This window comes from Pantoea sp. SYBGC1, assembly GCF_057197005.1.
Map to the genome: position 1 here is coordinate 40,343 of NZ_JBXUNM010000008.1, position 25,910 is coordinate 66,252.

The window sequence follows — 25,910 nt, forward strand, 5'->3', positions numbered from 1 at the left end:
TGTTCTCCCTCAGTGCAGCGTGATGCGGCTGGCGGCTGCAAGCTGGCTGCGGAAAAGTTCATCCATCATGGTGACGCCGAGCTGCGTCAGGCGCGGCGGTGCGGTCAGCAGGTCCGGCTCAACCATATCGCCCAGCATGGTGCAGGCCATCTCCATGCCTGCATCCGGGCCGTGGCGGCGCACATAGAAGCCTTCCAGCTCAAGGGCAATGGTCATCTGAAGCTCATCGAGCGTCGCTGACACGGTGATGCCGAGGTTTTTGCAGGCATTCAGATAGCCCTGCGCCAGCGCGCGGCGGTAAACGGCGGTGCGTACCTCAACGGGCAGGCAGGAGTGATTAACGGTCATCATGGCGGGCCTCCGTGGCTAACATGCGGGATTCACAGGTTTCAACAACTTTACCGAGCTGGTCGGTGAGCAGGGCAACGACCGAGGCCAGCGCCGCGCCGTCCGGCACGCAGCCGCGCGCGCTCAGGCAGTTCAACGAGTCAAACATATCGAGCACGGTCACGCCGACCGTATGCGCGTGCAGCAGGCGCAGATAGTCAGCATGGGGAATGGGGTAGGTTTCATGGTTATTCAGCTGCCGGGAAAGGGTGTTCATGCCGCCACCGCCTTAACCGGCAGGCGACCGGCAAAGGACAGTACGTAATCGCGGGCCAGCAGGCGGCGGGCGGCAGTTTCGGTTTCGGCAGTGGTGCGCAGCATGCAGGGACGGGCGGCGGCATCAGCGCGGCGCACGGCGGCAAAAATAAAGGTGAATTCGGGGTGAGCGGCAGTAAGGGCCGTTGTCATGAGGACAATCTCCATTGAGTAGCGGTTAACGCCACCACCGGAGCTGCAAATCTCATGGGTGGTGGCCCGAACGGGGTTTGCAGTACCGGCCTCAATGGATACCGGCCAGCCCGAAAGCTGCCCCGCCCGGGCCACCATTATTTGACAGCGGCTGCGGTCTAAGAACCACAGCCTGAAAAATGGGTAAGCCAGAGCAATGACACAAAAAAACACGCCTGGCGCGTGTTGTGTCGCCATTGAGTTACACGGGCTGCAAATCCCGGCTGCCGATTTTGCGGCAGCACGAAAACTGTATAACGGCCGTTCGCCAGAGAAAAGCCTTTTTTCACTCATCGGGACGTTTTCCTCAACAACCGGTCAGGACGTGATCGGATTGCGGCGGATTTGATCGGAATTCACCGTCCTCTTTCTTTGCGCTTCGCTTTGCAGGCTTCGCTTTCTGACTCAGCACGGAAATATGACCTTGCATCCCGCTGGTAAAGGCCGTTGCCGTGGCGGGTTTTCCGCTCACCGCTGCCGTCAGGCTTTCCGCGACAAAGGCGGCTTCTTCGCGGGTGAGGGGGTGAGTTTTCGTGCCAAAATTCAGCGTAATCATGCTGCACCTCCGGCACGCTGCGCGATGCGGGCCTGCATCCAGCCGTCAATCTCTGACGCCAGCCAGGCGACGTTTTTACCTCCAAGTGAAATCTGCGATGGGAACTGCTCCCGGCTGATTAAGTCGTAAATGGTCGAGCGTGACAGACCGCAGGTGCTGATGACTTCCGGCAGACGCATAAAGCGATCACGTGGATAAACGGTATCGCGGGTTACTGGGATGGCGGGTGCCGGTACAGATGAAACTGCGTGCATGGTGTTACCTCATTATGAGTCCGGCCGGTGCTGTCCGGTTACGGTAGTGTCTTCAGGTAACCCCCTATTTTGAGAATATTTTTTGCTGTGTAAACAACCCTGTTTTGGCTTATGACCAGTCAGGTTAGCCTGAAAAATAATCAGTTTGTTCAATTTGGTGCAGTGTGATGCAGTGAAGTGCAGGCAGTAAAAATTAAAGAGGGGTGCAACTATCAAAATTCCATCATTAAAAGGAAATAACGTTGAATAACGCTTGCCAGAAAAAAAATTATTACTGAGCGAAGGTGAACACTGGTGAATACTAAGTGAAGACTAGATTTCAAAGTGTTCACTGCATTAGTTACTGTATTTATTGTATTTTTTATCTCAGTGAATACCAGTGAACAGTTATATAAGAAACATAATCTCTCAAGGGGCTATCTCACACCGGTTGTGCTCTTGTCTGCTCATCGACAGGCGAAAAGCAATGAAATGCGCTGTCCTGTGGTACACGACAGAATGGCCTCATCCTTTACAGACGATGAGAGACCACCATGACCACCCCGGAACAGAAACCCGCTTCACTGGAATGCTTCGAGAAAGCCCGCACTGAACATACCGAAAGAATGAAAGCCTACAACGGCATCTGCGCCGATATCGTCCGCTGTGAAAGAGAGCAGCAGACGGCCATCCAGGCAGGGAAAGAAGCCGAAAGCAACTGGCGCACGCGCTTCCGTAACCTGCGAGGCAATCTCACTAACGAGCTGCGCGCCGAACATTCTCAGCGCATCGCCAGCCGGGAACTGGCTGACGAGTTCGGCGGACTGCTCAAAGAACTGGCGCTGGATAAGCAGGAGGCGATGCTGAAGTGCTGCGGTAGTGGAAAAGAATACGTTGAATCACACCGGAAGGCGTTTACCGGATTCGCAGATGTACACTGGCAGTCGGCCCTGCGTAACGTGAGTCCGTCGCTGCTGTGGGCCATTAAGCTGCGTCTCCGTCGTGAAGAGCTTTCACCGACATTTGCCGGTGAAGACCGTGACCGGATTAATGACGTAGCTTATCTGGTTGGTGAAGCACTGACGCGGGCGGCTGCGGCTCTGCCGGACAGTGTGCTGATAGAGGCACCACTGCTGGAGAATATCGGTCTGCACCGCCCGGCCCTGACGGGGATTGATATGGAGCTTTATACTAGCCCTCTGCGCCGTCAGAAGCTGGCTGAATCAATCCGCGCGCAGCGTACAAAACTTCAGGAGGGCAGCCAGAAATGATGCACTGTCCTTACTGCAAAAGTGCGGCACATACCAAGTCGAGCCGCTATATGTCCGAACAGGTGAAAGAGCGTTATCACCAGTGCACTAACCTGGACTGCTCCTGTACTTTCAAAACGAATGAGAGCATAACAAAGGTGATCACCGCACCGCCACAGCCGGAAACCGTACCGGAAGCACCACCGGAACCAATAAGAGAACGTCAGACGCTGGGCCGTTACGGCTCAGCATTTCGCCAGGTTCATTAATCCCGCACGGCCGCTGCACTACCAGCGGCTTTTTTATGTCTGTACTACGTCTTTCTGAAACCCTTTTTCTGGCCAGCAGCTTTTTAAAAAGCCCTGCATGCATAACGTGCATGAATTTGCATGCAAAACAAAGCACCATTTTCCCATGTTCAGGCCATACCGGACGCGACCCTGCCCGCATCATGCACCTGCATGAAAAGCGATGCATAAAGCGGGCAGGCGAGGGGGGGATAGCATTGCGCGCTGGCCGAAGTTTCAAAAATTACTACCTACATGGTTGCCCTAAAGGGTGAGCTAACTTTTATAGGTAAAAGTGCCCCACCAACTCATCATGTCTTTACGTTGCTCAAGATAAGTTGAACGGTTGTAGGCTCTCCTCACTTCGTTTTTATCGCTATGTGCAAGTGCTGACTCGATAACATCAGGATTAAAACTGGCTTCATTAAGTGCTGTGCTCGCTATGGAACGCAGACCATGAGCAACCAACTTACCGCCATAACCTATTCGCTTTAATGCAGCATTCGCAGTTTGGCTATTCATTGGCTGTTTGGGATCGTTTCGGCTTGGAAAAACATATTGGCGGTTGGCGCTTAGAGGCCGCATAACCTCAAGAATATCGAGAGCTTGTTTCGATAAAGGAACGACATGTTCGCGCTTGGCCTTCATGCGCTCCGCTGGAATAACCCAAAGGTTTAAATCGAAGTCGATCTCTGCCCACTTCGTTCCAGAGGCTTCTGAAGGCCGCACAAGGGTAAGAAGCTGCCACTCAATTAAACAGCGAGTCGTGATTGAGAGATTGGACATAACTAATGAGCGCATTAGCTTTGGCAGTTCTTCCGGTCGTAATGTTGGCATGTTCTGTTTTTTTGGCCTTTCGAAAGCCATACCAACGCCCGAAGCAGGATTCGCGTCAATCAACCCTGTGTTGACTGCAAAAATCATGATCTCGTTAATGCGCTGCACTAACCGGCGAACAGTTTCCAGTGCGCCGCGAGCTTTAATCGGCTCCAATGCTTCAACGATCGTTCTAGCCTTGAGTGCCTGAACAGGAATCTCACCAATCATAGGGAAGATGTCCTTCTCCAGCGATCGCCAAATATCCTTTGCGTAATCCTCGGTGACGCTTTTGCTTTTGAGCTGGAACCATCTTCCGGCTACAACTGAAAAAATGCTATCCAGTTCGATTTGTCGTTGTTCTGATACTTCTTCTTGCTGCTTCTGCGGATCGATCCCCTGCGCAAGCAGCGACAGATATTGGTCACGCATTTGGCGTGCGACAGCCAGCGTCAGGGCGGGGTAAGAGCCTAGGCTCAGATTTGTGCGACTACTACTATTTGGTCGCTGGTAGCGGAAACGCCACAGCTTTTTACCCGAAGTTTTGACGAGCAGGAAAAGTCCGTCGCCATCGTGCAGCGTGAAGTCTTTCTCTTGAGGCTTAGCTTTGAGGATTTCATTATTGGTAAGTGGGCGTGTCATCCGCGCCATGACTGGTTTCCATCCATAATTGGTACACGATTTTGGTACATCTTATAACGTGTACCAATTCGTGTACCAATTTTCACTGGATTCAGGCGGATCGTGTCGGAAGTCTACAGACACAAAAAAGCCCGCAAGGCTTGTGCCGTGCGGGCTTTCAGGACTTCTACGGATGGCTCTGGAACCATCTTTGAAGAATTTTGGTGGAGCTGGCGGGAGTTGAACCCGCGTCCGAAATTACTACACCGTCGGTACTACATGCTTAGTCGGTCTTTACATTCGCCTGGCAGCTGCGGACAGACACGCCACTGACAGACTAGCCTGATTAGTTTTAACGCTTCAACCCCAGGCAGGGCATCCACGCGATCTCTTTTGGGTTTGACCTCTCTTGATCCCCGTCCTAAGAGCGGAGGCTAGGGAGAGAGGGCTCTAAGCAGGTTATTAAGCTGCTAGTGCGTAGTTTTCGTCGTTTGCGACTATTTTTTTGCGGCTTTTTACGAGGCAAACCGCCCCTCGGCATGCACCTTGGGTTTCGCGAATCCCGTCGAATCCAGAATCAGCCCCAAGTTCTAAAACTGTAGCGCAAATCTATAAAAGAATCCAGTGCTTAACGGCTGGCGCTCTTCATAATTCGTGCTTTATCCATCTTCCACTCGCGATCTTTGATATCAGAGCGCTTATCGTGCTCTTTCTTACCGCGTGCGACGCCGATTTTGAGCTTGGCCCAGGCGTTCTTCCAGTAGAGCGAAAGCGGTATGATGGTGTAACCGTCGCGGTTAACGCTGCCAAACAGCGAAGCGAGCTCGCGCTCTTTCAGCAGCAGTTTGCGGGTGCGCGTAGGGTCGCATACCACGTGCGTTGAGGCACCGATCAGCGGCTGGAACGTGGCGCCAAACAGAAACGCTTCGCCGTCGCGCAGCATGATATAGCTTTCGCTGATATTGGCTTTACCGGCGCGCAGTGCTTTAACTTCCCATCCCTGTAACGACAGACCCGCTTCGAACTCCTCTTCGACGAAGTATTCGTGGCGCGCGCGTTTGTTGAGGGCAATAGTGGCTGAACCGGGTTTGTGAGCTTTTTTCTTTGTCATAGTGCGGCGTAGTCTACATTACTCAGTTTGTGGGCGCATCCCCATGTCCTGCGGGGCGGTAAAAAACATCCTATTTTAGCACAGCTGGCAAAAGCATGAATTTTTGTTTAATAGCCTAAAATGGTATAATTCAACGGTTTTGTGACCAACAGGAACCCTTATGGCTCAGATTAGCCGCTCAGCGCTGGTTCCCTATAGCGCTGCACAGATGTACCAGCTTGTGAATGACGTGGATGCCTATCCTGAATTTCTTCCCGGCTGCACCGGCAGTCGCGTGCTGGATAACAGCGGTCATCAGATGACCGCTGCGGTCGATGTCTCAAAAGCGGGCATCAGTAAAACCTTCACCACGCGCAATACGCTGACTGACAACCAGAGCATTCACATGCAGCTGGTTGATGGCCCGTTCCGTAAGCTGACCGGCGGCTGGAAATTTATCTCGCTGGGTGATGACGCCTGCAAGGTTGAGCTGAGCCTCGACTTTGAGTTCACCAATATGCTGGTTGAGATGGCATTCGGGCGCGTGTTTAAAGAGCTGGCAAACAGCATGGTGCAGGCGTTTACCCAGCGTGCCAAAGAGGTCTATCGTGACTAAGATCCGCGTGGAGGTGGTTTATGCACTTCCGGATAAGCAGTATCTGCGCGAGGTTACGCTGGAGCAGGGCGCTACGGTAGAGCAGGCGATAGAGGCATCGGGCCTGCTGCAGCTGCGCCGGGATATCGATCTGGCGCAGAATAAAACCGGGATTTTCAGCCGGCCGGTTAAGCTCGGTGATACGGTTGAAGAGGGCGATCGGGTTGAGATCTACCGGCCGCTGATTGCCGATCCGAAAGAGCTGCGCCGCCAGCGTGCTGAGCGTGCCGCCACAAAGAAATAGCTGACGTTAAGCATTAAAAAAGGCGCCCGGGGCGCCTTTTTTGCTGTCGTCAGCTTAACTGTTTTTCTGACCCGCGAGCCGCGGCTTGTTATCAATATTCGTCAGGACTCCGCTGCGATCAAACGTCAGCGTCAGCGTCTGCTGCTTCACGCGCTCGTGACCGGGCTCCTGGCGGAAAATGTAATACCAGACGTTGCTGCCAAAGGGATCGTGCATCATCGGGGTGCCCAGCGTATAGGCTACCTGCTGCTGCGTCATGCCGGTGTGGATCTTGGCGACATCGTTAGCGGCCAGGTAATTCCCCTGATTAATATCCGGACGATAGACAACGCGCTCCAGCGTGGAGCATCCGGCGGTTGTCATCAACATTACCACTGCCGCAGCAGTCAGCGTCTTAAAGCGCATCTGTACATTCCTTTTTTCGGGCCAAACGCCTTTCAGCAGGCAGTTTTGTTGCCATTACATTCTGAACTCTGCACGCGGCAGGCTTTTATTATGGCGATATCACCGCCGATGATAATAGACCTTTTCCCGGTTGGGAACCTCTACAGAGCATGCATATGACCATCAGGCCGGAAAAAAGTGCGGTCTCAGGCTGCTAAAAGTTCTTTGGCGTTCGCCAGCGTATTACGCGTGACTTCGCTGCCGCCCAGCAGACGTGCCAGCTCCTGCAGACGTGACCGCTTATCCAGCGGCTGCATATGCGTTTCTGTCATCGCACCGTCGGTCTCTTTGCTGACAAAGAAGTGCTGATGGCCGCAGCCTGCAACCTGCGGCAGGTGCGTCACACACATGACCTGCGTTGACTCACCCAGCTGACGCAGCATCTTGCCTACGACAGCAGCAGTAGGCCCGCTGATACCGACATCCACTTCGTCGAAAATCATGGCCGGGGTTTCCATCTTCTGCGCGGTGATCACCTGAATAGCGAGCGCGATACGCGACAGCTCACCGCCTGAGGCGACTTTACCGAGCGGCTGCAGCGGCTGGCCAGGGTTAGTTGTCACCCGGAAATCGATGCGGCTGGCACCTTCGGCCGTCAGCTGATCGGGATTAAACTCCAGCACAATCGCAAACTGCCCGTGCGGCATCGCCAGGATACGCATGCTTTGCGTAATGAGATCGCACAGCTCCTGAGCGGATTTTTCGCGCTGATGATGCAGCGTTTCAGCGCAGGTAATAGCGGCTTTGTGATGTATCACCACGTCGTGCTGCAGGCTCTCCTGATCGCTCTCCTGCTGCGACAGCAGCTCCGCCTCTTCCAGCAGCTGCTGATGCAGAGCTGGCAGCGCTTCAGGGGCAACGTGATGCTTGCGCGCCAGCGCAATCTGCCGCGACAGCCGCTGCTCCAGCTCGTAAAGTCGATTAGGGTCAAGATCGAGACGTTCGCAGTAGTGACGCAGTTCGTCGCTGGCTTCGCTCAGCTGAATCGCCGCTTCTTCCAGCAGGTTAAATACGCCGCTGACTTTATCATCCAGAGAGACCAGTTCGCTGAGCATGTTGCGGGCGCTGTAGAGCAGGCTCTGCAGGTTGGTATCTTCACCGTCGGCAAGGATATGCAGCGCCTGCTGGCTGGTAGAGAGCAGCTGTCCGCTGTTAGCGAGACGCTTGTACTCTTCATCAATCTGCTCATATTCACCCGCCTGCGGAGCAAACTCGTTCAGCTCTTTCAGCTGATACTGCAGCAGCTCACGGCGCGCTTCACGCTCCTGCGACTGCTGCTGATGCTGCGCCAGCACACGGCAGCTGTGATGCCAGCGCTGGTAGTGCTGACGCATCTCCGTCAGCAGCCCGTCATGCGCCGCGTAAGCATCGAGCAGATGCTTCTGGTGATCGGTTTTCAGCAGCAGCTGATGCGCGTGCTGACCGTGGATCTGAATCAGCAGCTGGCCCAGCTCGCGCAGCTGAGAGAGCGGTACGGCCGTGCCGTTGATGAAGCCGCGCGAGCGGCCATCCGCGCTGATAACGCGACGCAGCAGGCACTCATTACCGTCATCCAGCTGATTATCGACCAGCCAGCGCTGCGCTGACGGCGATGATTTCAGCTGAAAGCGGGCACAGATATCAGCCCGGCTTGCGCCCTGACGCACCATATCCGCTTCCGCCCGTCCGCCGAGGCAGAGGCCCAGCGCATCAATGGCAATAGATTTACCTGCGCCGGTCTCACCGGTGATCGCTGTCATACCGCGATGAAAGTCGATCTCAAGCTCACGAACGATTGCGAAGTTACTGATGGTCAGTTGTGCCAGCATACAATCACCTGTATAGAAAAACAGATATGGTTTTTCGTACAGTATAAACTGGTTTTTTAACCAGTAAAGTAGCCAGCACTGATTTCTAGAACAATTTTTTCGACCAGCCGAGTTTTGAGCTTAATGTATTGAAGTAGTTATAGTTTTTAGGATGGATAAGATTAAGGTGGCTGCTGCTGCGCCGGATCAGCACATCTTCACCCTCCTGAATCGGCAGGGCAATCTGGCTGTCGCAGCTGATCTCCAGATCGCTGCGCAGCGAGGAGAAACGCAAGCGAATGGTACTGTTGCTGTTGATGACCAGCGGGCGCGACGACAGCGTGTGCGGGAACATCGGCACCAGCACAATGGCATCAAGCGAAGGGGTAAGGATAGGCCCGCCTGCGGAGAGCGAGTAGGCGGTGGAGCCGGTGGGGGTAGAGATAATCAGGCCATCGGAACGCTGAGAAAAGGCGAATACTTCGTCGATATAGACTTCAAACTCAATCATGTGCGCCACTTTTCCCGGATGGAGCACCACTTCATTGATGGCGCTGCCAATGCGCGGTGAGCAGGTATCGCGGCAGACCTGCGCCTCAAGCAGAAAGCGGCTCTCGACAAAATAGTCGCCCTGCAGGACATCATCCAGTTGCTGCTGCGCATTATCCGGGTCGAGATCGGTCAGAAAGCCAAGATTGCCACGGTTAATGCCAATGACTTTAATATCGTAGCGGGCCAGCACTCTGGCTGCGCCCAGCATATTGCCATCACCGCCGACCACTACGGCCAGATCGGCCTGCTGTCCTATTTCCGCCAGCGTGCCGGTTTTGACATCGGTTAAACTCAGCTCGCGCGCAATCTGCTGTTCGACAATCACCTCGTATCCTTTATCGGTCAGCCAGCGCCAGAGCATCTCATGGGTGGTTAACGCGGTTGGATGGCGCGGATGACCCACGATCCCGATGCAGCTAAAGTGTTTGTTCATGTGGCGGGTATTCCTCATAAGCCAAAACGGCCTGGCAATGTGATGGGTTCACTTGAAACCGTCAAACCGATCCCCATAATAAGCCAACCAGCGAAATGAATGTGCAAAACGCGGAGAAATTCATGAGTAGTAAAGAACAGAACACCCCAAACGAGCAAGTCTCAGACGAAATTCAACAGGATCAACAGCCGGCGGACGCGGAGACAGCAACTGAGGTGGATCCGCGTGATGAGCGCATTGCGCAACTGGAAGCGGAGCTGACCCAGGCGCAGGGTGGCGTACGCGAAGCGCAGCTGCGTGCGCAGGCGGAAATTGAAAACATCCGTCGCCGTGCAGAAATAGACGTCGAAAAAGCGCATAAATTTGCGCTGGAAAAATTTGCCAACGAGCTGCTGCCAGTGATTGATAGCCTGGAGCGCGCGCTGGAAGTGGCTGATAAAGAGAACACCGGGCTCGCCTCAATGATTGAAGGCATCGAGCTGACGCTGAAATCGCTGCTTGGCGCCGTGCGTAAGTTTGGCGTTGAAGTGGTGGGCGACACCCACGTGCCGTTCAACCCGGATCTGCACCAGGCGATGTCGATGATGGAATCGGATGAAGTTGAGCCGAACCATGTGCTGATGGTAATGCAGCGTGGCTATACCCTGAATGGTCGCCTGCTGCGTCCGGCCATGGTGGCGGTCTCTAAAGCCAAAGCCTGAGCAGAGTAGTAGATCACAACGGCCGCCCTGACGCGGCCGTTGTTGTTTCAGGGCAGTACCGGCGTCCAGTCGATCGGCGTTTCTCCCGCCTTGCTGAGCAGCGCGTTGGTCTGCGAAAAGTGCCGGCAGCCTAAAAAGCCGCGGTGTGCAGAGAGCGGAGAGGGGTGGGGCGCTTTCAGTACATGGTGACGCTGCGCATCAATGATGCTGCCTTTCTTCTGCGCATGCGATCCCCACAGCAGAAAAACCACGCCCTCACGGTGCGTATTGATGGCATCAATCACCCTGTCAGTAAACGTCTCCCAGCCAAGCCGCGCATGCGAGTGTGCTTTGCCCGCCTCAACGGTCAGTACCGTATTCAGCAACATTACCCCCTGCGTGGCCCAGCTCTCCAGAAAACCGTGCTGCGGGCGCTGAAAGCCGTCGATATCCTGTTCAAGCTCTTTGTACATATTAAGCAGAGAGGGCGGGATGGCCACGCCAGGCAGCACCGAAAAAGCCAGGCCATGCGCCTGATTGGGTCCGTGATAGGGATCCTGACCCAAAATCACCACCTTGATATCGCCCAGTTCTGTCAGTTTAAACGCGTTAAACACATCTTTCTGTGGCGGATAAACGGTCACGCCCGCTGCCCGCTGCTGCGCAACCGCCTGCAGCGTCTCTTTGAAATAGGGCTTCTCTTTTTCATCTGCCAGCACATCGTGCCAGGTCAGCTTGTCACTCATGGTTAACTCCTGACGATAGTTTTCCTTAGCTTAGCTGCTTCAGCGCGGGAGCAGAAGGATTAACCCCGCCGTTTCAGCTTGATGCAGGTCAAGGCGCTGGCAGCGCCCCGGTGATATACCAGCCTGTCTATCTGTCAACGGCGTTCAGAGACCGAACGCCCCTTTCTGGAGATCGCTATGATTACCGGCATTCAAATTACCCAAACCCATAACCCGCTGCTGCTGAACTCATTCTGGCTGCTGGATGAAGAGGCGGGACAGGCGCGCTGTCTGTGCGCCAGAGGCCTCTATGAGGAGGATCAGGTTGTTGCCCTGAGCGAGCTGGGCGAGATGGCGTACCGTGAAGTGCCCCTGGAGCAGAAGCCGCAGGTGCGCGTTGAGGGCGGACAGCACCTTAACGTCAACGTACTGCAGCGGGAGACGCTGGAGGATGCGGTTAAGCATCCCGAAAAGTATCCGCAGCTGACCATTCGCGTATCCGGTTATGCCGTGCGGTTTAACGCCCTGACGCCCGAGCAGCAGCGCGATGTCATCACCCGTACCTTTACAGGGAGCCTGTAACTGAAGCAGCGATGAAAAGTTGCTCATGCTGCAGGTCAGCGCGGAAGCGGCCTGGAACGCAGGCGCTGTTTGAAAGGCGTATTTTACCGGGGTTCGCACTGGCCTGCGTGGCAGTGGCACGTAAAGCCCGCTGAAAGTAAAAAAAAAGCGCCAGTTCAGGCGCTTTTTTTACTGCGGTGACGTTTTATTCCGCACCGGATTCCGGTGTGGTCGATCCGCTTGGCTTGCGACGTTTACCGATGTTTTTAGTGTCGCGATGGCGTTTTTTCACGCGCGGTTTTTCGTCTTCTTTCGCTTTTTTCTCTTTGCGTTTGGCAAGCGCCTTTTTCGACGGCTTTCCGGTGACTTTCGCACTCGGTGCACGCGATTCAGGACGCAGCTCATCAATCACGCGCGATTTCAGCGGCTCATTCACGTAGCGGCTGATTTTACCCAGCAGAACGTGATCGTGCGCTTCTACCAGCGAGATGGCGATCCCTTTGCGGCCGGCACGGCCGGTACGGCCAATGCGGTGCAGATAGGTATCTGCCGTACGCGGCAGGTCAAAGTTGATCACGTGCGTCACGTCATCAATATCGATACCGCGCGCCGCAACGTCAGTGGCAACCAGCACATTAACGCGACCGTCGTTGATGCGTTTAATCGCTTCATTACGGTTCGCCTGTACCATCTCACCCTCGAGGTAGCTGCTGCGCAGGCCCGCCTCATGCATCCAGGTTACCAGCTCGTGCAGACGTTCACGCTTGCGCACAAACACAATCGCACGCTTCACTTCCGGCTGCTTTAACAGGTGCACCAGCAGTTTGGTTTTGTGCTCAAGGTTATCAGCGCGGTAGTACCACTGCTGAATGCGCTTGCGTTCGCTTTTGCTCGGGTCGGCTTCAATCGCGACCGGATCGTTGAGCAGGCGTTCAGCAAAATCTTTGATGTGCTCGCCTTCCAGCGTGGCGGAGAAGAGCAGCGTCTGTTTGCGCCAGCGCGTCTCACCGGCGATGGTCTCGATATCCTGGGCAAAGCCCATATCGACCATGCGGTCCGCCTCATCGAGAATCAGTGTTTCTACCGCACGGCAGTCAAAGTTCTCTTCTTTGATGTACTGCAGCAGGCGGCCGGTGGTCGCTACCACAATATCCTGATTTTCGCTGAAGACTTCAGCGTGGTTCATGTAGGCAACGCCGCCGGTGATGGTGGCGATATCCAGATGGGTGTGCTTCGCCAGCTCACGCGCCTGATCGGCCACCTGCATCGCCAGTTCGCGGGTAGGGGTGAGGATCAGGATACGCGGCGGACCCGACTTCTTACGCGGGAAGTCCAGCAGGTGCTGTAATGCGGGCAGCAGATAGGCGGCGGTTTTCCCCGTTCCGGTGGGTGCCGAACCTAACACGTCACGGCCTTCCAGCGCGGCAGGAATGGCTTCAGCCTGAATGGCCGTCGGGCGCGTGAAACCTTTTTCCTGCAGGGCATCCAGCAGGCTTTCGTCGAGTTCGAGTTCGGAGAATGTGGTTACTGTCATGTTCTACCTCAGTTTGGGGCGCTGATTATAGACAGATCGGCCGCAATCTTCATCTGTTTGTGTTCATCAGGCGCAGATGAATTCCTTGTGCGACCACGTTACACTCTCGCCAGATAACAATTCAATGGCCGAAAGCATGTCTCAGTACCAGCCGCCAGCGCGGGCAACATTAAGAAAAGATGGGTTTACGTTTAAACAATTTTTTGTCGCACACGATCGCTGTGCAATGAAGGTTGGCACGGATGGCGTGCTGCTGGGGGCGTGGGCGCCCGTGGCCGGGGCGCGGCGTATCCTGGATATTGGCTGCGGTAGCGGGCTTATCGCCCTGATGCTGGCGCAGCGCACGTCGCAACAGGTCACGCTGGATGCGGTTGAGCTTGATAGCGAAGCCGCCGCGCAGGCGCAGGAAAATGTGCAGGCGTCGCCGTGGGCCGCCCGTATCAGCGTGCATCATGCTGATATCCTTAACTGGAGTAAACAGTGCGAAAAGCGCTACTCGCTGATCGTCAGCAATCCGCCTTTTTTTGTACCCGGCATGGCCTCATCCAGCGCAGCACGGGACGCGGCACGCAATACTGCTACGCTCGATCATGCCACACTGCTGCAGTGCGCGGCACAGCTTATCGAAGAAGAGGGGCTGTTTTGCGTGGTGCTGCCGGTGGATAGCGGCGAGGCGCTGGTGCAGCTCGCCCGCGCCGATGGCTGGCATCTGCGGCTGCGCTACGACGTCGCGCCTTACGCACAACGGCCGCCTAACCGGCTGGTACTGGGCTTTTCACCTTCTGCCGGTGAGCTGATACAGGAGCGGCTGGCGGTCCGTAATGAAGACAAAAGCTACTCCGCTGACTGGCTGAGCCTGGTAACAGACTTCTACCTTTTTCGCTGATTATTTTCCGGCACAGCGCGGCAATCGCCGACGCGATCTGCCATTACGATCGCAGGATCCCTGCTGCATCGTGTTGCAACTTAGCGAATTTTGCGCGCTGCCGTCAGCTATGCTGAAAAGAAGAGTAATAAAGATGAAAAAGAGATCGCCTTACGCTACTCTGCCAGCACCGATCGGCACTGCATAAGCCATTGAAAGCGGGTCAGCCGCTGCGTCATAACGGGTTGCAATGCCGCGATGAAAAAAACAGGTCGTAGTGAACTTCAGGCCAGAACAGAACTCAAAGCGCATGCTTGCTCACGGGTATGAGATGTGCTGGCAGTCCACTTACGCATAAAAGAGTTTTGGGGAGACATTACCTCGGATGAGCGAGCAGTTAACGGATCAGGTTCTCGTTGAGCGGGTTCAGAAAGGAGATCAAAAGTCCTTTAACTTACTGGTGGTCCGATACCAGCATAAAGTGGCGAGCCTGGTTTCACGCTATGTCCCTTCGGGTGACGTGCCCGATGTGGTACAGGAATCATTTATCAAAGCCTATCGCGCGCTGGAGTCGTTCCGCGGGGATAGCGCTTTTTACACGTGGCTTTACCGCATCGCGGTAAACACGGCAAAAAATTATCTGGTGGCTCAGGGCCGTCGTCCGCCTTCCAGCGACGTAGATGCAATTGATGCAGAAAACTTCGAAAGTGCGGGCGCGTTAAAAGAAATATCGAACCCTGAGAACTTAATGTTGTCTGACGAACTGAAACAAATTGTTTTTCGGACAATTGAGTCACTTCCTGAAGATCTCCGTATGGCTATCACGCTCAGAGAGCTGGATGGCCTGAGCTATGAAGAGATCGCTGCCATTATGGATTGCCCGGTTGGTACTGTCCGATCGCGCATATTTCGTGCCCGGGAAGCCATTGATAACAAGGTTCAACCGCTTATCCAACGTTAGTGATAACGGCTACTGAAAGGGTACCAAGGCATGCAGAAAGAAAAACTTTCCGCTTTAATGGATGGTGAAACGTTAGACAGCGAGCTGTTGTCCTCGTTGTCAAAGGATGTCGAACTTCAGAAAAGCTGGGAGAGCTACCATCTTATTCGCGATACGCTGCGCGGGGATGTAGGCGAAGTGCTGCATTTTGATATCTCCGCCCGCGTGGCCGCGGCCATTGAAAACGAACCGCTGCGCCCTGCGGCAACACCGCTGATCCCTGAAGCGCAGCCGGAACCGGCACGCTGGCAAAAAATGCCGTTCTGGCGTCGCGGCGGCAACTGGGTAGCATCAGTCATGCAAATTGGCGTCGCCGCCTGCGTGTCACTGGCGGTCATTGTTGGCGTGCAGCACTACAATGGCTCTTCTGCCGATGGGGCAGCAGAATCCTCAGATGCTCCGGCGTTTAATACGCTGCCAATGATGGGTAAAGCGTCACCGGTAAGCCTGGGCGTACCGTCTGATGCCTTTGAGAGCAACAGTTCAAATCAGCAGGTTCAGGATCAGCGGCGTCGCGTTAACGCCATGCTGCAGGATTATGAACTGCAGCGTCGTCTGCATGCCGATCAGGTACAGTTTGAAAACAGCGTACCGCAGCAGGCGCAGGCCACCGTTCCCGGAACGCAGTCGTTAGGAACTCAACAGCAGTAATGAAGCAGCTCTGGTGCGCCGTTAGCCTTATGGCCGGCAGCCTGCTCTGGACATCAACCGCCCCGGCACAGACGTCGTCTTCCGGGGCGTTGTTACAGCAGATGGAGCAGGCGACTCAAAATCTCAATTATGAATTTGCATATATTAATGTCTCACGACTGGGCATTGAGTCTCTGCGCTATCGTCACGCCGTAGTGGACAAGCGCGTCTTTGCGCAGCTGCTGCAGATGGATGGTCCGCGCCGTGAAGTGATCCAGCGCGGTAACGACATCAGCTATTTTGAACCCGGGCTGGATCCGTTTTCACTGCCGGGCAACCATATTATCGACGCGCTGCCCTCGCTGATGTTTGCTGATTTTTCCCGACTCGGTCAGGCGTATGACTTTGTACCGGTAGGGCGGTCGCGTATGGCTGACCAGATGTGCGAAGTTGTGCGTATCGTCTCCCGTGACGGTACCCGCTACAGCTATGTAGTCTGGCTGGACGTGGATACCAAACTGCCGCTGCGAATCGACTTGCTGGATCGCGATGGTGAAACGCTGGAGCAGTTCCGCGTTATCAGCTTTGCCGTCGATGAGGGCGTGCGCAATCTGATGCAGGGGCTTGAGAAAGCCAATCTGCCGCCGTCGCTCTCACTGCCGGCGGGCGACAAAGTGGAACTCAGCTGGCAGCCTGGCTGGATACCGGCGGGCATGAAGCTGATTTCGCAAAGCCGTCGCGCGATACCCGCTATGAACAAAACCGTTGAATCGCGTCTCTACAGCGACGGGCTGTTTAGTTTTGCCATCAACATAGCGCCTGCCGATAAAAATAGCGTGCCTCAGCAATTGCGCACGGGACGTCGTACGGTGCAGACCGTTGTGCGCGATAATCAGGAGATCACCGTGGTGGGCGAATTACCGCCTGCAACCGCGAAACGAATCGCCAGCGCTATTGATGCAGGGGCAAAAAAATGATGAGAGAGTGGGCCACCGTGGTGGCATGGCAGGATGGCATTGCCACGCTGCATTCTGAAGCGAAAACTTCCTGCAACAGCTGTTCAGCGCGTAAAGGCTGCGGCAGCCATGCGCTCAACAAGCTGGGGCCAAAGAACGCCCACGTTATGACCATTCCCAGCGCTGAGCCGCTACAGCCGGGTCAGCGCATTGAGTTAGGCATTCGCGAAAGCAGCCTGCTCGGCTCAGCGCTGCTGGTCTATATGACGCCGCTGTTTGGCTTGTTTGCTGTGGCTGGTATATTCCAGATGCTGTTTCACAGCGACCTTGCGGCCGCCTGCGGGGCGCTGCTTGGCGGCGTGGGAGGCTTTATCATTGCCAAAGGCGTCTCATCCCGCTACGCCGGACGCGAAGCCTTTCAGCCGGTGATCCTCAGCGTTGCGCTTCCGCCTGATGCGCTGCGGGTTGAAGATGTCAGCTGATGCCGCCTGGGCCGCCTGCTGTGCGGCCTTTTCATTTCCGCTTACCCGCTGAATTCTGTTGCAAATCCCACAGGTTCCATTCTTTAACGCGCGGCGTTAACAGTGTAATATGCGACGTCATTAATGAGGCCGACAGGGTTCCGGGTAAAGATCGCTTGCCTGAATGTGTCTGTGCTCACGTTTCCAACTGATTCTCTACGTGAAGATATTCATATAAATGAAGCACATACGAAATTTCTCTATTATTGCTCACATTGACCACGGCAAATCAACGCTCTCCGATCGTCTGATTCAGATTTGTGGTGGCCTGAGCGATCGTGAGATGGCGGCGCAGGTTCTTGATTCCATGGATCTGGAGCGCGAGCGCGGTATTACGATTAAAGCGCAGAGCGTCACGCTCGATTACACAGCGCCAGACGGTGAAACTTACCAGCTCAATTTTATCGACACCCCGGGCCACGTAGACTTCTCGTATGAAGTTTCCCGCTCGCTGGCGGCCTGTGAAGGGGCGCTGCTGGTGGTCGATGCAGGACAGGGCGTTGAAGCACAGACGCTGGCGAACTGCTATACCGCCATGGAAATGGATCTGGAAGTGGTACCGGTACTGAATAAGATCGACCTGCCCGCTGCCGATCCTGAGCGCGTAGCCGAAGAGATTGAAGATATCGTGGGTATCGATGCCGTAGATGCCGTGCGCTGCTCGGCTAAAACCGGCATCGGCGTACCGGATGTGCTGGAGCGCCTGGTGCGCGATATCCCGGCACCGGAAGGCGATCCGGATGGCCCGCTGCAGGCGCTGATTATCGATTCCTGGTTCGATAACTACCTTGGCGTTGTTTCCCTGATCCGTATTAAAAACGGTACGCTGCGCAAGGGCGAGAAGGTCAAAGTCATGAGTACCGGTCAGGTATATAACGCTGACCGCCTGGGTATCTTCACACCTAAACAGGTTGACCGCACCGAGCTGAAGTGCGGGGAAGTGGGCTGGCTGGTGTGCGCCATCAAAGACATTCTGGGTGCGCCGGTGGGCGATACGCTGACGCTGCAGCGCAACCCGGCAGACAAAGCGCTGCCTGGCTTTAAAAAGGTTAAACCGCAGGTTTATGCCGGTCTTTTCCCGGTGAGTTCAGATGACTATGAGTCATTCCGCGACGCGCTGGGCAAGCTGAGCCTGAACGACGCCTCTCTGTTCTATGAGCCAGAGAGTTCAACCGCGCTGGGTTTTGGTTTCCGCTGCGGCTTCCTGGGTCTGCTGCATATGGAGATCATTCAGGAGCGCCTGGAGCGCGAGTACGATCTCGATCTGATCACCACTGCGCCAACGGTTGTGTATGAAGTGCAAACCACCGATGGCGCAGTGGTATATGTCGACAGCCCGGCCAAGCTGCCGCCGCTCAACAATATTGAAGAGCTGCGTGAGCCGATTGCAGAGTGTCACATGCTGCTGCCACAGGAGTATCTGGGTAACGTGATTACCCTGTGCGTGGAGAAGCGTGGCGTGCAGACCAATATGGTTTACCACGGCAATCAGGTTGCGCTCACCTACGATATCCCGATGGCTGAAGTGGTACTCGACTTCTTCGACCGTCTGAAATCGACGTCGCGCGGCTATGCGTCGCTGGATTATAACTTCAAGCGTTTCCAGGCGTCAGACATGGTGCGCGTGGACGTATTAATTAACGCAGAGCGCGTTGATGCCCTGGCGCTGATCACCCACCGCGATAACTCGCAGTACCGCGGTCGCGAGCTGGTAGAGAAGATGAAAGATCTGATCCCGCGCCAGCAGTTTGATATCGCGATTCAGGCGGCGATTGGCAACCATATCATTGCGCGTTCGACCGTGAAGCAGCTGCGTAAAAACGTACTGGCAAAATGCTACGGCGGTGACGTCAGCCGTAAGAAAAAACTGTTGCAGAAACAGAAAGATGGTAAGAAGCGCATGAAGCAGGTCGGCAACGTTGAGCTGCCGCAGGAAGCTTTCCTCGCCATTCTGCATGTCGGTAAAGACAGCAAATAAGGAACCACAATGGCTAACATGTTCGCCCTGATTCTGGTTATCGCTACGCTGCTGACCGGCATCATCTGGTGTATCGATCGCGTGAAGTGGGCACCTGAGCGTCGGGCAAAACAGGCCGCTGCACAGGCGCAGGCGGGTAACTCGCTCGACAGCAAAACGCTGGCGAAAGTGGCTGCGCAGCCAGGCTGGATTGAAACGGCGGCATCGGTATTTCCGGTGCTGGCGGTGGTACTGATTGTACGTTCATTTATTTTTGAACCCTTTCAGATCCCCTCCGGCTCAATGATGCCAACGCTGCTGATTGGCGACTTTATTCTGGTGGAGAAGTTTGCCTACGGTATTAAAGATCCCATTACGCAGACCACGCTGATCCCGACCGGACATCCAAAGCGCGGCGATGTCGCCGTGTTTAAATATCCAAAAGATCCCAGCGTTGACTACATTAAGCGCGTGATTGGCCTGCCGGGTGACAAAGTGGTGTTTGATCCGTTCAGCAAAACGCTGACCATCAATCCTGGCTGCGGTAACGGTAAATGTGATACGGCGCTGCCGGTCACCTATACCAATATTGAGCCAAGCGACTTTATCCAGACGTTCAGCGGCTTTGACGGCAACGAGACCGGCAACGGCTTCTTCCGTAAACCGCAGGGTGAAACGCTGCGCGGTGGCCTGCGTCTCGGGACGCGCAAAGAGACGCTGGGCGATGTGACGCACAATATTCTGCTGGTGAATGAGGCGCAGAGCCAGGCGAACATGTACTATCAGCAGCCGGGCCAGCCGCAGGCGACCTGGGTGGTGCCGCAGGGTCAATATTTCATGATGGGCGATAACCGTGACAACAGCGCCGACAGCCGCTACTGGGGCTTTGTGCCTGAGAAGAATCTGGTCGGTAAAGCGGTCGCTATCTGGATGAGCTTTGAAAAACAGGAAGGTGAGTGGCCGACAGGCGTACGCCTGAGCCGTATCGGCGGCATTCACTAAATACGGGTGGCTTCCTGTCTGACAGGAAGCCACTGCACACGAAACAGAACGCGCTGCTATCAGCCCTGTTTCGTATGCAGAGTTACAGACGCACAGAACAACTGGAATCGCATGAACCCCATTCTCATTACTAAGCTGCAGCGCAAACTGGGCTACACTTTTACTCATCCGGAACTTTTGCAGCAGGCCCTGACACACCGCAGCGCCAGCAGCAAGCATAACGAGCGGCTTGAATTTCTTGGCGATTCAATTCTCAGCTATGTAATTGCCAACGCGCTTTACCACCGCTTCCCGCGCGTGGACGAAGGCGATATGAGCCGCATGCGCGCCACGCTGGTGCGCGGCAATACGCTGGCTGAGATGGCGCGTGAGTTTGAACTGGGCGAGTGCCTGCGTCTTGGACCAGGCGAACTGAAAAGCGGCGGTTTCCGTCGTGAGTCGATCCTTGCGGATACGGTAGAGGCGCTGATTGGCGGCATCTTCCTCGACAGTAATATCCAGACCGTTGAGAAGCTGATTCTCGACTGGTATCTGAACCGTCTGGAGCAGATAAGCCCGGGCGATAAACAGAAAGATCCCAAAACGCGCCTGCAGGAGTATCTGCAGGGTCGCCATCTGCCGCTGCCTTCCTATCTGGTGGTGCAGGTGCGGGGCGAAGCGCACGACCAGGAGTTCACCATTCACTGTCAGGTGAGTGGCATGGCCGATCCGGTTGTAGGCGTAGGCTCCAGCCGCCGCAAAGCGGAACAGGCTGCCGCCGAACAGGCTTTGATTAAGCTTGGACTCGAATAAATTGTTTTACGACAGCGCCATCCCGGCGCTGACTAAGTCAGGACCCGAATGAGCGAACACGAAACTTATTGCGGCTTTGTCGCGATTGTAGGCCGGCCCAACGTCGGTAAATCAACCTTACTGAACCAGCTGCTGGGGCAGAAGGTCTCGATCACCTCACGCAAACCGCAAACCACGCGCCACCGTATTATGGGCATCCACACCGAGGGCGCTTATCAGGCGATCTACGTGGATACGCCCGGGCTGCATATGGAAGAGAAGCGGGCGATTAACCGCCTGATGAACCGTGCTGCCAGCAGCTCAATTGGCGACGTGGAACTGGTAATTTTCGTCGTGGAAGGCACGCGCTGGACGCCAGATGATGAGATGGTGCTTAACAAACTGCGCGACGGCAAAGTCCCGGTGGTGCTGGCGGTGAACAAGGTGGATAACATTCAGGATAAAAGTATCCTGCTGCCGCACCTGCAGTTCCTGAGCCAGCAGATGAATTTCCTCGATATCGTGCCGATCTCTGCTGAGAATGGCAAAAATGTCGATACCATTGCTGAGATTGCCCGCAAGCGTCTGCCGCTGGCGGAGCACCACTTCCCGGAAGATTACATCACCGACCGCTCACAGCGCTTTATGGCTTCAGAGATCATCCGCGAAAAGCTGATGCGTTTTCTGGGCGCCGAGCTGCCTTACTCCGTGACCGTTGAGATTGAACAGTTTGTGGCCAACGAGCGCGGCGGCTACGACATCAATGGCCTGATTCTGGTGGAGCGTGAAGGCCAGAAGAAAATGGTGATTGGCAATAAAGGGTCGAAAATCAAAACCATCGGCATTGAAGCGCGGCGTGACATGGAAGAGATGTTTGAAGCCAAAGTGCACCTTGAACTCTGGGTGAAAGTTAAATCGGGCTGGGCTGACGACGAACGTGCGCTGCGCAGCCTGGGCTACACAGACGATCTGTAACTGATGGAAGGCTGGCAACGCGCGTTTGTGCTGCATAGTCGCCCCTACAGCGAAACCAGCCTGCTGCTCGATCTCTTTACGGAAAGTCAGGGACGCGTTCGCGTTCTGGCTAAAGGCGCGCGCTCGCGTCGCTCTCAGCTGAAAGGCACCCTGCAGCCTTTTACGCCGCTGCTGGTCCGTTGGGGCGGACGCGGTGAAGTCAAAACGCTGCGTAATGCTGAAGCGGTTTCGCTGGCGCTGCCGCTCAGCGGCATCACGCTCTACTGCGGTCTCTATGTCAATGAACTGCTGTCGCGCGTGCTGGAGCAGGAGATCCCCTTTTCTGAACTCTTTTTCGATTATCTGAACTGTATTCAGGAGCTGGCTGCCGGCACCGCCTCGCCGGAACCGGCGCTGCGCCGTTTTGAGCTGGCGCTGCTCGGGCATCTCGGCTACGGCGTCGATTTTCTGCACTGCGCCGGCAGCGGCGAGGCGATCGACGACGCCATGACCTACAGCTACCGCGAAGAGAAGGGCTTTATCGCCAGCCTGGTGCTGAATCAGCGCAGCTTTACCGGTCACCAGCTGCGCGCCATTGAAGCGCGCAGTTTCCCCGATGCCGATAGCCTGCGGGCCGCCAAGCGCTTTACGCGCATTGCGCTAAAGCCCTATCTCGGCGGCAAACCGCTGAAGAGTCAGGAGCTGTTTCGTCAGTTTATTCCAAAGAAGAAACCTGATGCGCCGCAGGCGTAGCGGCGGTCAGACCACCTGAACGTATCGTCGCGATACACTGCACTGACATTAAACCAAGAGAAGCGTAGTTATGGCTGAGTTGCTGTTAGGCGTCAATATTGATCATATCGCTACCGTACGTAACGCGCGTGGCACCCACTATCCCGATCCGGTACAGGCTGCCTTCGTGGCCGAGCAGGCGGGCGCTGATGGTATTACCGTGCATCTGCGGGAAGACCGCCGGCATATCACCGATCGCGATGTGCGTATCCTGCGCGATACCATTCAGACGCGAATGAACCTGGAGATGGCGGTCACAGATGAGATGATCGCTATCGCCTGTGACATCCGGCCGCACTTTGTCTGCCTGGTGCCGGAGAAGCGTCAGGAGGTCACCACGGAGGGCGGCCTGGACGTGGCGGGCCAGCAGGCGAGCGTCAGCGCAGCGGTACAGCAGCTGTCAGAGGCGGGCATACTGGTGTCACTGTTTATCGATGCCGATCGCCGGCAGATTGACGCAGCGGTTGCCAGCGGCGCGCCTTATATTGAAATTCATACCGGCGCGTACGCCGAAGCGCCGGAAGGGCAGGCGCGTGACGCCGAGCTGATGCGTATTCGTGAAGCAGCGCACTACGCTGCCTCTCTCGGGCTGAAGGTCAATGCCGGCCACGGGCTGACTTATCACAATGTGCAGCCAATTGCGGCGCTGCCGGAGATGCATGAGCTGAATATCGGCCATGCCATTATCGGCCGCGCGCTCTTCAGCGGGCTGGCAGATGCGGTAAGCGAAATGAAGCAGCTGATGCGGGAAGCGCGGCGCTGATGGCGATTCTCGGCCTCGGCAGCGATATCGTGGAAATTGAGCGCATCGCCGGCGTTATCGAACGATCCGGCGATCGCCTGGCGCGCCGCGTACTGAGTGACGCGGAGTGGCAGCAGTATCAGGCGCATCAGCAGCCGGTGCGTTTTCTTGCCAAGCGCTTCGCCGTAAAAGAGGCGGCGGCCAAAGCCTTTGGCACCGGGATCCGCGGCGGACTGGCGTTTAATCAGTTTGAGGTGTTCAACGATGCGCTGGGAAAACCGGGTCTGCGCTTTTTTGAGCAGGCGAGCATCATTGCTGAACGGCTTGGCGTGCAGCGCGTGCACGTGACGCTGGCTGATGAGCGCCACTACGCCTGTGCCACGGTGATCATCGAGGACTGAGCGTTACGCGCTCAGTGCGGCCAGAGCTGTACGAATTTCTCCCACAGCGCGTCGCGGCTTTCGGCGCGCTGCGGGTCGCTGATAATCGTATTGTCGATAGGACAGACGCTCTGGCAGGTTGGCGTTTCATAATGCCCCACGCACTCGGTGCAGCGCGCCGGATCGATTTCATATATCGCCTCACCCAGCGCGATAGCCTGATTGGGACACTCCGGCTCACACATGTCGCAGTTAATACATTTCGCCGTAATCAGTAACGCCATTCTTCACATCCATTAATCCTCAATAAAAACGCGGTCATTATAAGCTGGTTTGACGCTTATATCAGCTTTTTCACCAGCGCTTCGCTGTGGCGGATGTGGCTTGATGCCCGCTCCGGATCGTGCTGCACCAGCGCCATAAACAGCAAGTCTGTCAGGGCCAGCTGGGCGCTGGTTGAGGAGATTGCCGCGCTGCGCGTGCTCTGCTCCTCTGCAACGGTATAGAGGCAGATTGACGCGCACTGCTGCAGCGCGTTTGGCGTAAAACCGGTAAAGGCCACCACATCCGCGCCGATAGCGGCCGCTTCCTGCGCCGCCAGATTGATTTCGCGCCGTTCGCCGGTGTAGGAGATCGCCAGCAGGACATCGCCCGGCGCCATCGCCTGTACGCTGGCGAGCAGGGCGTGCATATCCTGCTCTGCCACTGCATTGATACCGATTTTCATCAGTTTCCAGGAGAAATCTTTCGCCACCAGGCCGGATGCCCCGATACCCACCAGCAGAATGCGATTGGCATTTTTCAGCAGATGCAGCGTCTCCATCAGCTTCTCTTCGCTGTTGATATCCAGCGTGGCGCGGATCGCGGAGATCTTCTCCGTCAGCAGCTTCTCTCCCACGATCTTCAGCGGATCGTCACTGAGGATATGGTTATGCACGGTGATCGCATCGCGATCCGCCAGCGATTCACTCAGCGCCAGCTTCAGCGCGGGAAATCCTTTATAACCCAGCTTCTGCGCAAATTTCACCACGCTCGACTGGCTGACGCCCGCCTCTTCAGCCAGCTTCTGCGAGCTGAGATGGCGCGCCCGATCGGGCTGTGACAGTAAAAAATCGGCCAGCCGGCGCTCATTCAGCGCCAGCCGGGGATAGAGCTGGCGGATTCGCAGCAGTGAACTCATGTTCGATCCTTACTCCCGGTTTTATAGCATGGCGCGGGTAACGTCTCCGCAGCATGCGCAGCAATAGTCAATACTCCGTGCTACCAAGAATAAACTATTCAGTGGGCTTTGTAGCTAGCGGAATTAAAAATCACAGCTTCGCTAAGCGCGGTTGCTGGCTACACTTTAGAGCAGCAACTGATTTAAAAAAGGAGAGGGGTTTGACACAGGACTCGCAACGTCGCGTCGTATTTTTCGACCTGGACGGCACGCTGCATCAGCAGGATATGTTTGGCACCTTTATGCGCTTTTTACTGCGCCGGCAGCCGCTGAATCTGCTGCTGGTGGTGCCGCTGCTGCCGGTTATTGGCCTCGGGCTGCTGATTAAAGGCCGGGCAGCGCGCTGGCCAATGAGTCTGCTACTCTGGGCGATCACGTTCGGACACAGTGAAACGCGCCTGCGCGCGCGTGAAGCGGAGTTTGCGCAGTGGTTCCGCGAGCGGGTAGTGGCGTTTCCGGTAGTGCAGCAGCGCCTGACCGATTACCTGCAGAGCAGCGATGCAGACGTGTGGCTGATTACCGGCTCACCGCAGTCGCTGGTGGAGCAGGTCTATTTTGATTCCGCTTTTCTGCCGCGTGTGAAGCTGATTGCCAGTCAGATGCGGCCAGGACGCGGCGGACGCGTGCTGGCGATGCGCTGCCTGGGCCACGAAAAGGTGGCGCAGCTGGAAGAACAGATTGGCACGCCGCTGCAGCTCTACAGCGGCTATAGCGACAGCAAGCAGGATAACCCGCTGCTGTTTTTCTGCCAGCATCGCTGGCGCGTTACGCCGCGCGGTGAACTGCAGCAGCTGGAGTGAATCGCGCGGCGTTTTTGTC

General features: G+C 55.7%; 33 protein-coding genes and 1 other RNA gene. 19 read left to right on the forward strand and 15 right to left on the reverse strand.

Annotated elements, in window-relative coordinates; translation table 11 throughout:
* Positions 1-9 precede the first annotated feature (9 nt).
* The 5 genes from AC2CF9_RS13670 to AC2CF9_RS13690 are packed head-to-tail and all read right to left on the reverse strand — an operon-like array spanning position 10 to position 1,644.
* Positions 10-351, reverse strand: a complete 342-nt coding sequence (locus AC2CF9_RS13670; protein WP_285720155.1) for a DUF5375 family protein — start codon at positions 349-351, stop codon at positions 10-12.
* Positions 338-604, reverse strand: a complete 267-nt coding sequence (locus tag AC2CF9_RS13675) for a hypothetical protein (protein ID WP_484557256.1) — start codon at positions 602-604, stop codon at positions 338-340. Before AC2CF9_RS13675 ends, AC2CF9_RS13670 begins: the two co-directional genes overlap by 14 nt.
* A complete protein-coding gene (locus AC2CF9_RS13680) occupies positions 601-1,128 on the reverse strand; it encodes a host cell division inhibitor Icd-like protein (protein WP_484557257.1) in 528 nt (175 codons plus the stop codon). The genes AC2CF9_RS13675 and AC2CF9_RS13680 overlap by 4 nt, the downstream gene beginning before the upstream one ends.
* Before the next feature lie 13 nt (positions 1,129-1,141).
* Positions 1,142-1,390, reverse strand: coding sequence for a hypothetical protein (locus AC2CF9_RS13685; RefSeq protein ID WP_484557258.1), 249 nt, complete (start codon positions 1,388-1,390; stop codon positions 1,142-1,144).
* Positions 1,387-1,644, reverse strand: a complete 258-nt coding sequence (locus AC2CF9_RS13690; protein WP_293002970.1) for a helix-turn-helix transcriptional regulator — start codon at positions 1,642-1,644, stop codon at positions 1,387-1,389. Before AC2CF9_RS13690 ends, AC2CF9_RS13685 begins: the two co-directional genes overlap by 4 nt.
* 533 nt (positions 1,645-2,177) lie before the next feature.
* Here AC2CF9_RS13690 and AC2CF9_RS13695 point away from each other — a divergent pair.
* Together AC2CF9_RS13695 and AC2CF9_RS13700 are read left to right on the forward strand one after the other, a co-directional pair.
* Positions 2,178-2,894 carry a hypothetical protein gene (locus tag AC2CF9_RS13695; protein WP_484557259.1) on the forward strand — a complete coding sequence of 239 codons (717 nt, stop codon included), beginning with the start codon at positions 2,178-2,180 and terminating at the stop codon, positions 2,892-2,894.
* Positions 2,891-3,142: an ogr/Delta-like zinc finger family protein gene (locus AC2CF9_RS13700; RefSeq protein ID WP_484557260.1), complete on the forward strand. Its 252-nt coding sequence runs from the start codon at positions 2,891-2,893 to the stop codon at positions 3,140-3,142. Before AC2CF9_RS13695 ends, AC2CF9_RS13700 begins: the two co-directional genes overlap by 4 nt.
* Positions 3,143-3,436: 294 nt before the next feature.
* On the opposite strand, the gene AC2CF9_RS13705 is transcribed toward AC2CF9_RS13700, so the two are convergent.
* The 3 genes from AC2CF9_RS13705 to smpB all read right to left on the reverse strand — a co-directional run bounded on the left by AC2CF9_RS13705 (position 3,437) and on the right by smpB (position 5,708).
* Positions 3,437-4,627 (reverse strand): integrase domain-containing protein, encoded by a 1,191-nt coding sequence (locus tag AC2CF9_RS13705; protein WP_150018134.1) that lies wholly within the window; start codon positions 4,625-4,627, stop codon positions 3,437-3,439.
* Between the two features lie 192 nt (positions 4,628-4,819).
* Positions 4,820-5,182: a transfer-messenger RNA gene (gene ssrA / locus AC2CF9_RS13710) on the reverse strand.
* Between the two features lie 43 nt (positions 5,183-5,225).
* Positions 5,226-5,708 carry an SsrA-binding protein SmpB gene (smpB, locus tag AC2CF9_RS13715; RefSeq protein WP_065648644.1) on the reverse strand — a complete coding sequence of 161 codons (483 nt, stop codon included), beginning with the start codon at positions 5,706-5,708 and terminating at the stop codon, positions 5,226-5,228.
* Positions 5,709-5,868: 160 nt separating this feature from the next.
* On the opposite strand from smpB, the gene AC2CF9_RS13720 reads away from it, so the two are divergent.
* Both AC2CF9_RS13720 and AC2CF9_RS13725 read left to right on the forward strand, forming a co-directional pair.
* Positions 5,869-6,303 (forward strand): type II toxin-antitoxin system RatA family toxin, encoded by a 435-nt coding sequence (locus AC2CF9_RS13720; RefSeq protein WP_039379733.1) that lies wholly within the window; start codon positions 5,869-5,871, stop codon positions 6,301-6,303.
* Complete coding sequence (locus tag AC2CF9_RS13725; protein WP_039379730.1) at positions 6,296-6,586, forward strand: RnfH family protein; 291 nt, start codon at positions 6,296-6,298, stop codon at positions 6,584-6,586. Before AC2CF9_RS13720 ends, AC2CF9_RS13725 begins: the two co-directional genes overlap by 8 nt.
* Positions 6,587-6,640: 54 nt before the next feature.
* Here the strand turns inward: AC2CF9_RS13725 and bamE are convergent, their stop codons facing one another.
* The 3 genes from bamE to nadK form a co-directional block, all read right to left on the reverse strand.
* On the reverse strand, positions 6,641-6,991 hold the full coding sequence (gene bamE, locus AC2CF9_RS13730) for an outer membrane protein assembly factor BamE (protein ID WP_094111713.1): 351 nt from the start codon (positions 6,989-6,991) through the stop codon (positions 6,641-6,643).
* 185 nt (positions 6,992-7,176) lie between these two features.
* The gene (gene recN / locus AC2CF9_RS13735; RefSeq protein ID WP_484557261.1) at positions 7,177-8,838 is read right to left on the reverse strand and encodes a DNA repair protein RecN; all 1,662 of its coding nucleotides are present in this window, start codon (positions 8,836-8,838) and stop codon (positions 7,177-7,179) included.
* An 85-nt stretch (positions 8,839-8,923) separates the two neighbouring features.
* A complete protein-coding gene (gene nadK, locus AC2CF9_RS13740) occupies positions 8,924-9,802 on the reverse strand; it encodes an NAD(+) kinase (RefSeq protein ID WP_039379723.1) in 879 nt (292 codons plus the stop codon).
* Between the two features lie 122 nt (positions 9,803-9,924).
* Between nadK and grpE the strand changes: the two genes are divergently transcribed.
* Positions 9,925-10,503: a nucleotide exchange factor GrpE gene (gene grpE, locus AC2CF9_RS13745; RefSeq protein ID WP_484557262.1), complete on the forward strand. Its 579-nt coding sequence runs from the start codon at positions 9,925-9,927 to the stop codon at positions 10,501-10,503.
* A gap of 47 nt (positions 10,504-10,550) precedes the next feature.
* Here grpE and ung read toward each other — a convergent pair whose 3' ends face one another.
* The gene (ung, locus tag AC2CF9_RS13750; RefSeq protein WP_094111711.1) at positions 10,551-11,228 is read right to left on the reverse strand and encodes a uracil-DNA glycosylase; all 678 of its coding nucleotides are present in this window, start codon (positions 11,226-11,228) and stop codon (positions 10,551-10,553) included.
* Positions 11,229-11,405: 177 nt separating this feature from the next.
* Between ung and grcA the strand changes: the two genes are divergently transcribed.
* A complete protein-coding gene (gene grcA, locus AC2CF9_RS13755) occupies positions 11,406-11,789 on the forward strand; it encodes an autonomous glycyl radical cofactor GrcA (protein WP_484557263.1) in 384 nt (127 codons plus the stop codon).
* Between the two features lie 184 nt (positions 11,790-11,973).
* Here the strand turns inward: grcA and srmB are convergent, their stop codons facing one another.
* A complete protein-coding gene (gene srmB / locus AC2CF9_RS13760; protein ID WP_150018137.1) occupies positions 11,974-13,302 on the reverse strand; it encodes an ATP-dependent RNA helicase SrmB in 1,329 nt (442 codons plus the stop codon).
* A gap of 136 nt (positions 13,303-13,438) precedes the next feature.
* On the opposite strand from srmB, the gene trmN reads away from it, so the two are divergent.
* The 12 genes from trmN to acpS all read left to right on the forward strand — a co-directional run bounded on the left by trmN (position 13,439) and on the right by acpS (position 23,893).
* Complete coding sequence (trmN, locus tag AC2CF9_RS13765) at positions 13,439-14,188, forward strand: tRNA(1)(Val) (adenine(37)-N(6))-methyltransferase TrmN (protein ID WP_484557264.1); 750 nt, start codon at positions 13,439-13,441, stop codon at positions 14,186-14,188.
* Positions 14,189-14,552: 364 nt separating this feature from the next.
* Positions 14,553-15,128 (forward strand): RNA polymerase sigma factor RpoE, encoded by a 576-nt coding sequence (gene rpoE, locus AC2CF9_RS13770; protein ID WP_039379714.1) that lies wholly within the window; start codon positions 14,553-14,555, stop codon positions 15,126-15,128.
* A 30-nt stretch (positions 15,129-15,158) separates the two neighbouring features.
* A complete protein-coding gene (gene rseA, locus AC2CF9_RS13775; protein ID WP_484557265.1) occupies positions 15,159-15,818 on the forward strand; it encodes an anti-sigma-E factor RseA in 660 nt (219 codons plus the stop codon).
* The gene (rseB, locus tag AC2CF9_RS13780) at positions 15,818-16,774 is read left to right on the forward strand and encodes a sigma-E factor regulatory protein RseB (protein WP_071667883.1); all 957 of its coding nucleotides are present in this window, start codon (positions 15,818-15,820) and stop codon (positions 16,772-16,774) included. Before rseA ends, rseB begins: the two co-directional genes overlap by 1 nt.
* Positions 16,771-17,235: a SoxR-reducing system protein RseC gene (rseC, locus tag AC2CF9_RS13785; protein ID WP_150018139.1), complete on the forward strand. Its 465-nt coding sequence runs from the start codon at positions 16,771-16,773 to the stop codon at positions 17,233-17,235. The genes rseB and rseC overlap by 4 nt, the downstream gene beginning before the upstream one ends.
* A 217-nt stretch (positions 17,236-17,452) precedes the next feature.
* Positions 17,453-19,252 carry a translation elongation factor 4 gene (gene lepA, locus AC2CF9_RS13790; RefSeq protein WP_108569434.1) on the forward strand — a complete coding sequence of 600 codons (1,800 nt, stop codon included), beginning with the start codon at positions 17,453-17,455 and terminating at the stop codon, positions 19,250-19,252.
* Positions 19,253-19,261: 9 nt separating this feature from the next.
* Positions 19,262-20,233 carry a signal peptidase I gene (lepB, locus tag AC2CF9_RS13795; RefSeq protein ID WP_104085297.1) on the forward strand — a complete coding sequence of 324 codons (972 nt, stop codon included), beginning with the start codon at positions 19,262-19,264 and terminating at the stop codon, positions 20,231-20,233.
* A 111-nt stretch (positions 20,234-20,344) separates the two neighbouring features.
* Positions 20,345-21,025: a ribonuclease III gene (gene rnc, locus AC2CF9_RS13800; protein ID WP_039379698.1), complete on the forward strand. Its 681-nt coding sequence runs from the start codon at positions 20,345-20,347 to the stop codon at positions 21,023-21,025.
* A 48-nt stretch (positions 21,026-21,073) separates the two neighbouring features.
* Positions 21,074-21,979 (forward strand): GTPase Era, encoded by a 906-nt coding sequence (gene era / locus AC2CF9_RS13805; RefSeq protein WP_150018140.1) that lies wholly within the window; start codon positions 21,074-21,076, stop codon positions 21,977-21,979.
* A gap of 3 nt (positions 21,980-21,982) precedes the next feature.
* Positions 21,983-22,711: a DNA repair protein RecO gene (gene recO / locus AC2CF9_RS13810; RefSeq protein WP_039379693.1), complete on the forward strand. Its 729-nt coding sequence runs from the start codon at positions 21,983-21,985 to the stop codon at positions 22,709-22,711.
* A 70-nt stretch (positions 22,712-22,781) separates the two neighbouring features.
* The gene (gene pdxJ / locus AC2CF9_RS13815) at positions 22,782-23,513 is read left to right on the forward strand and encodes a pyridoxine 5'-phosphate synthase (protein WP_094111706.1); all 732 of its coding nucleotides are present in this window, start codon (positions 22,782-22,784) and stop codon (positions 23,511-23,513) included.
* Positions 23,513-23,893 (forward strand): holo-ACP synthase, encoded by a 381-nt coding sequence (gene acpS / locus AC2CF9_RS13820; protein ID WP_039379688.1) that lies wholly within the window; start codon positions 23,513-23,515, stop codon positions 23,891-23,893. Before pdxJ ends, acpS begins: the two co-directional genes overlap by 1 nt.
* Positions 23,894-23,904: 11 nt before the next feature.
* Here acpS and AC2CF9_RS13825 read toward each other — a convergent pair whose 3' ends face one another.
* Positions 23,905-24,156 carry a YfhL family 4Fe-4S dicluster ferredoxin gene (locus AC2CF9_RS13825; protein ID WP_071667884.1) on the reverse strand — a complete coding sequence of 84 codons (252 nt, stop codon included), beginning with the start codon at positions 24,154-24,156 and terminating at the stop codon, positions 23,905-23,907.
* 56 nt (positions 24,157-24,212) lie between these two features.
* Positions 24,213-25,052 (reverse strand): MurR/RpiR family transcriptional regulator, encoded by an 840-nt coding sequence (locus AC2CF9_RS13830; RefSeq protein ID WP_071667885.1) that lies wholly within the window; start codon positions 25,050-25,052, stop codon positions 24,213-24,215.
* 200 nt (positions 25,053-25,252) lie between these two features.
* Here AC2CF9_RS13830 and yfhb point away from each other — a divergent pair, with 200 nt between their 5' ends.
* Complete coding sequence (gene yfhb / locus AC2CF9_RS13835) at positions 25,253-25,891, forward strand: phosphatidylglycerophosphatase C (RefSeq protein ID WP_150018142.1); 639 nt, start codon at positions 25,253-25,255, stop codon at positions 25,889-25,891.
* Positions 25,892-25,910: the final 19 nt, after the last annotated feature.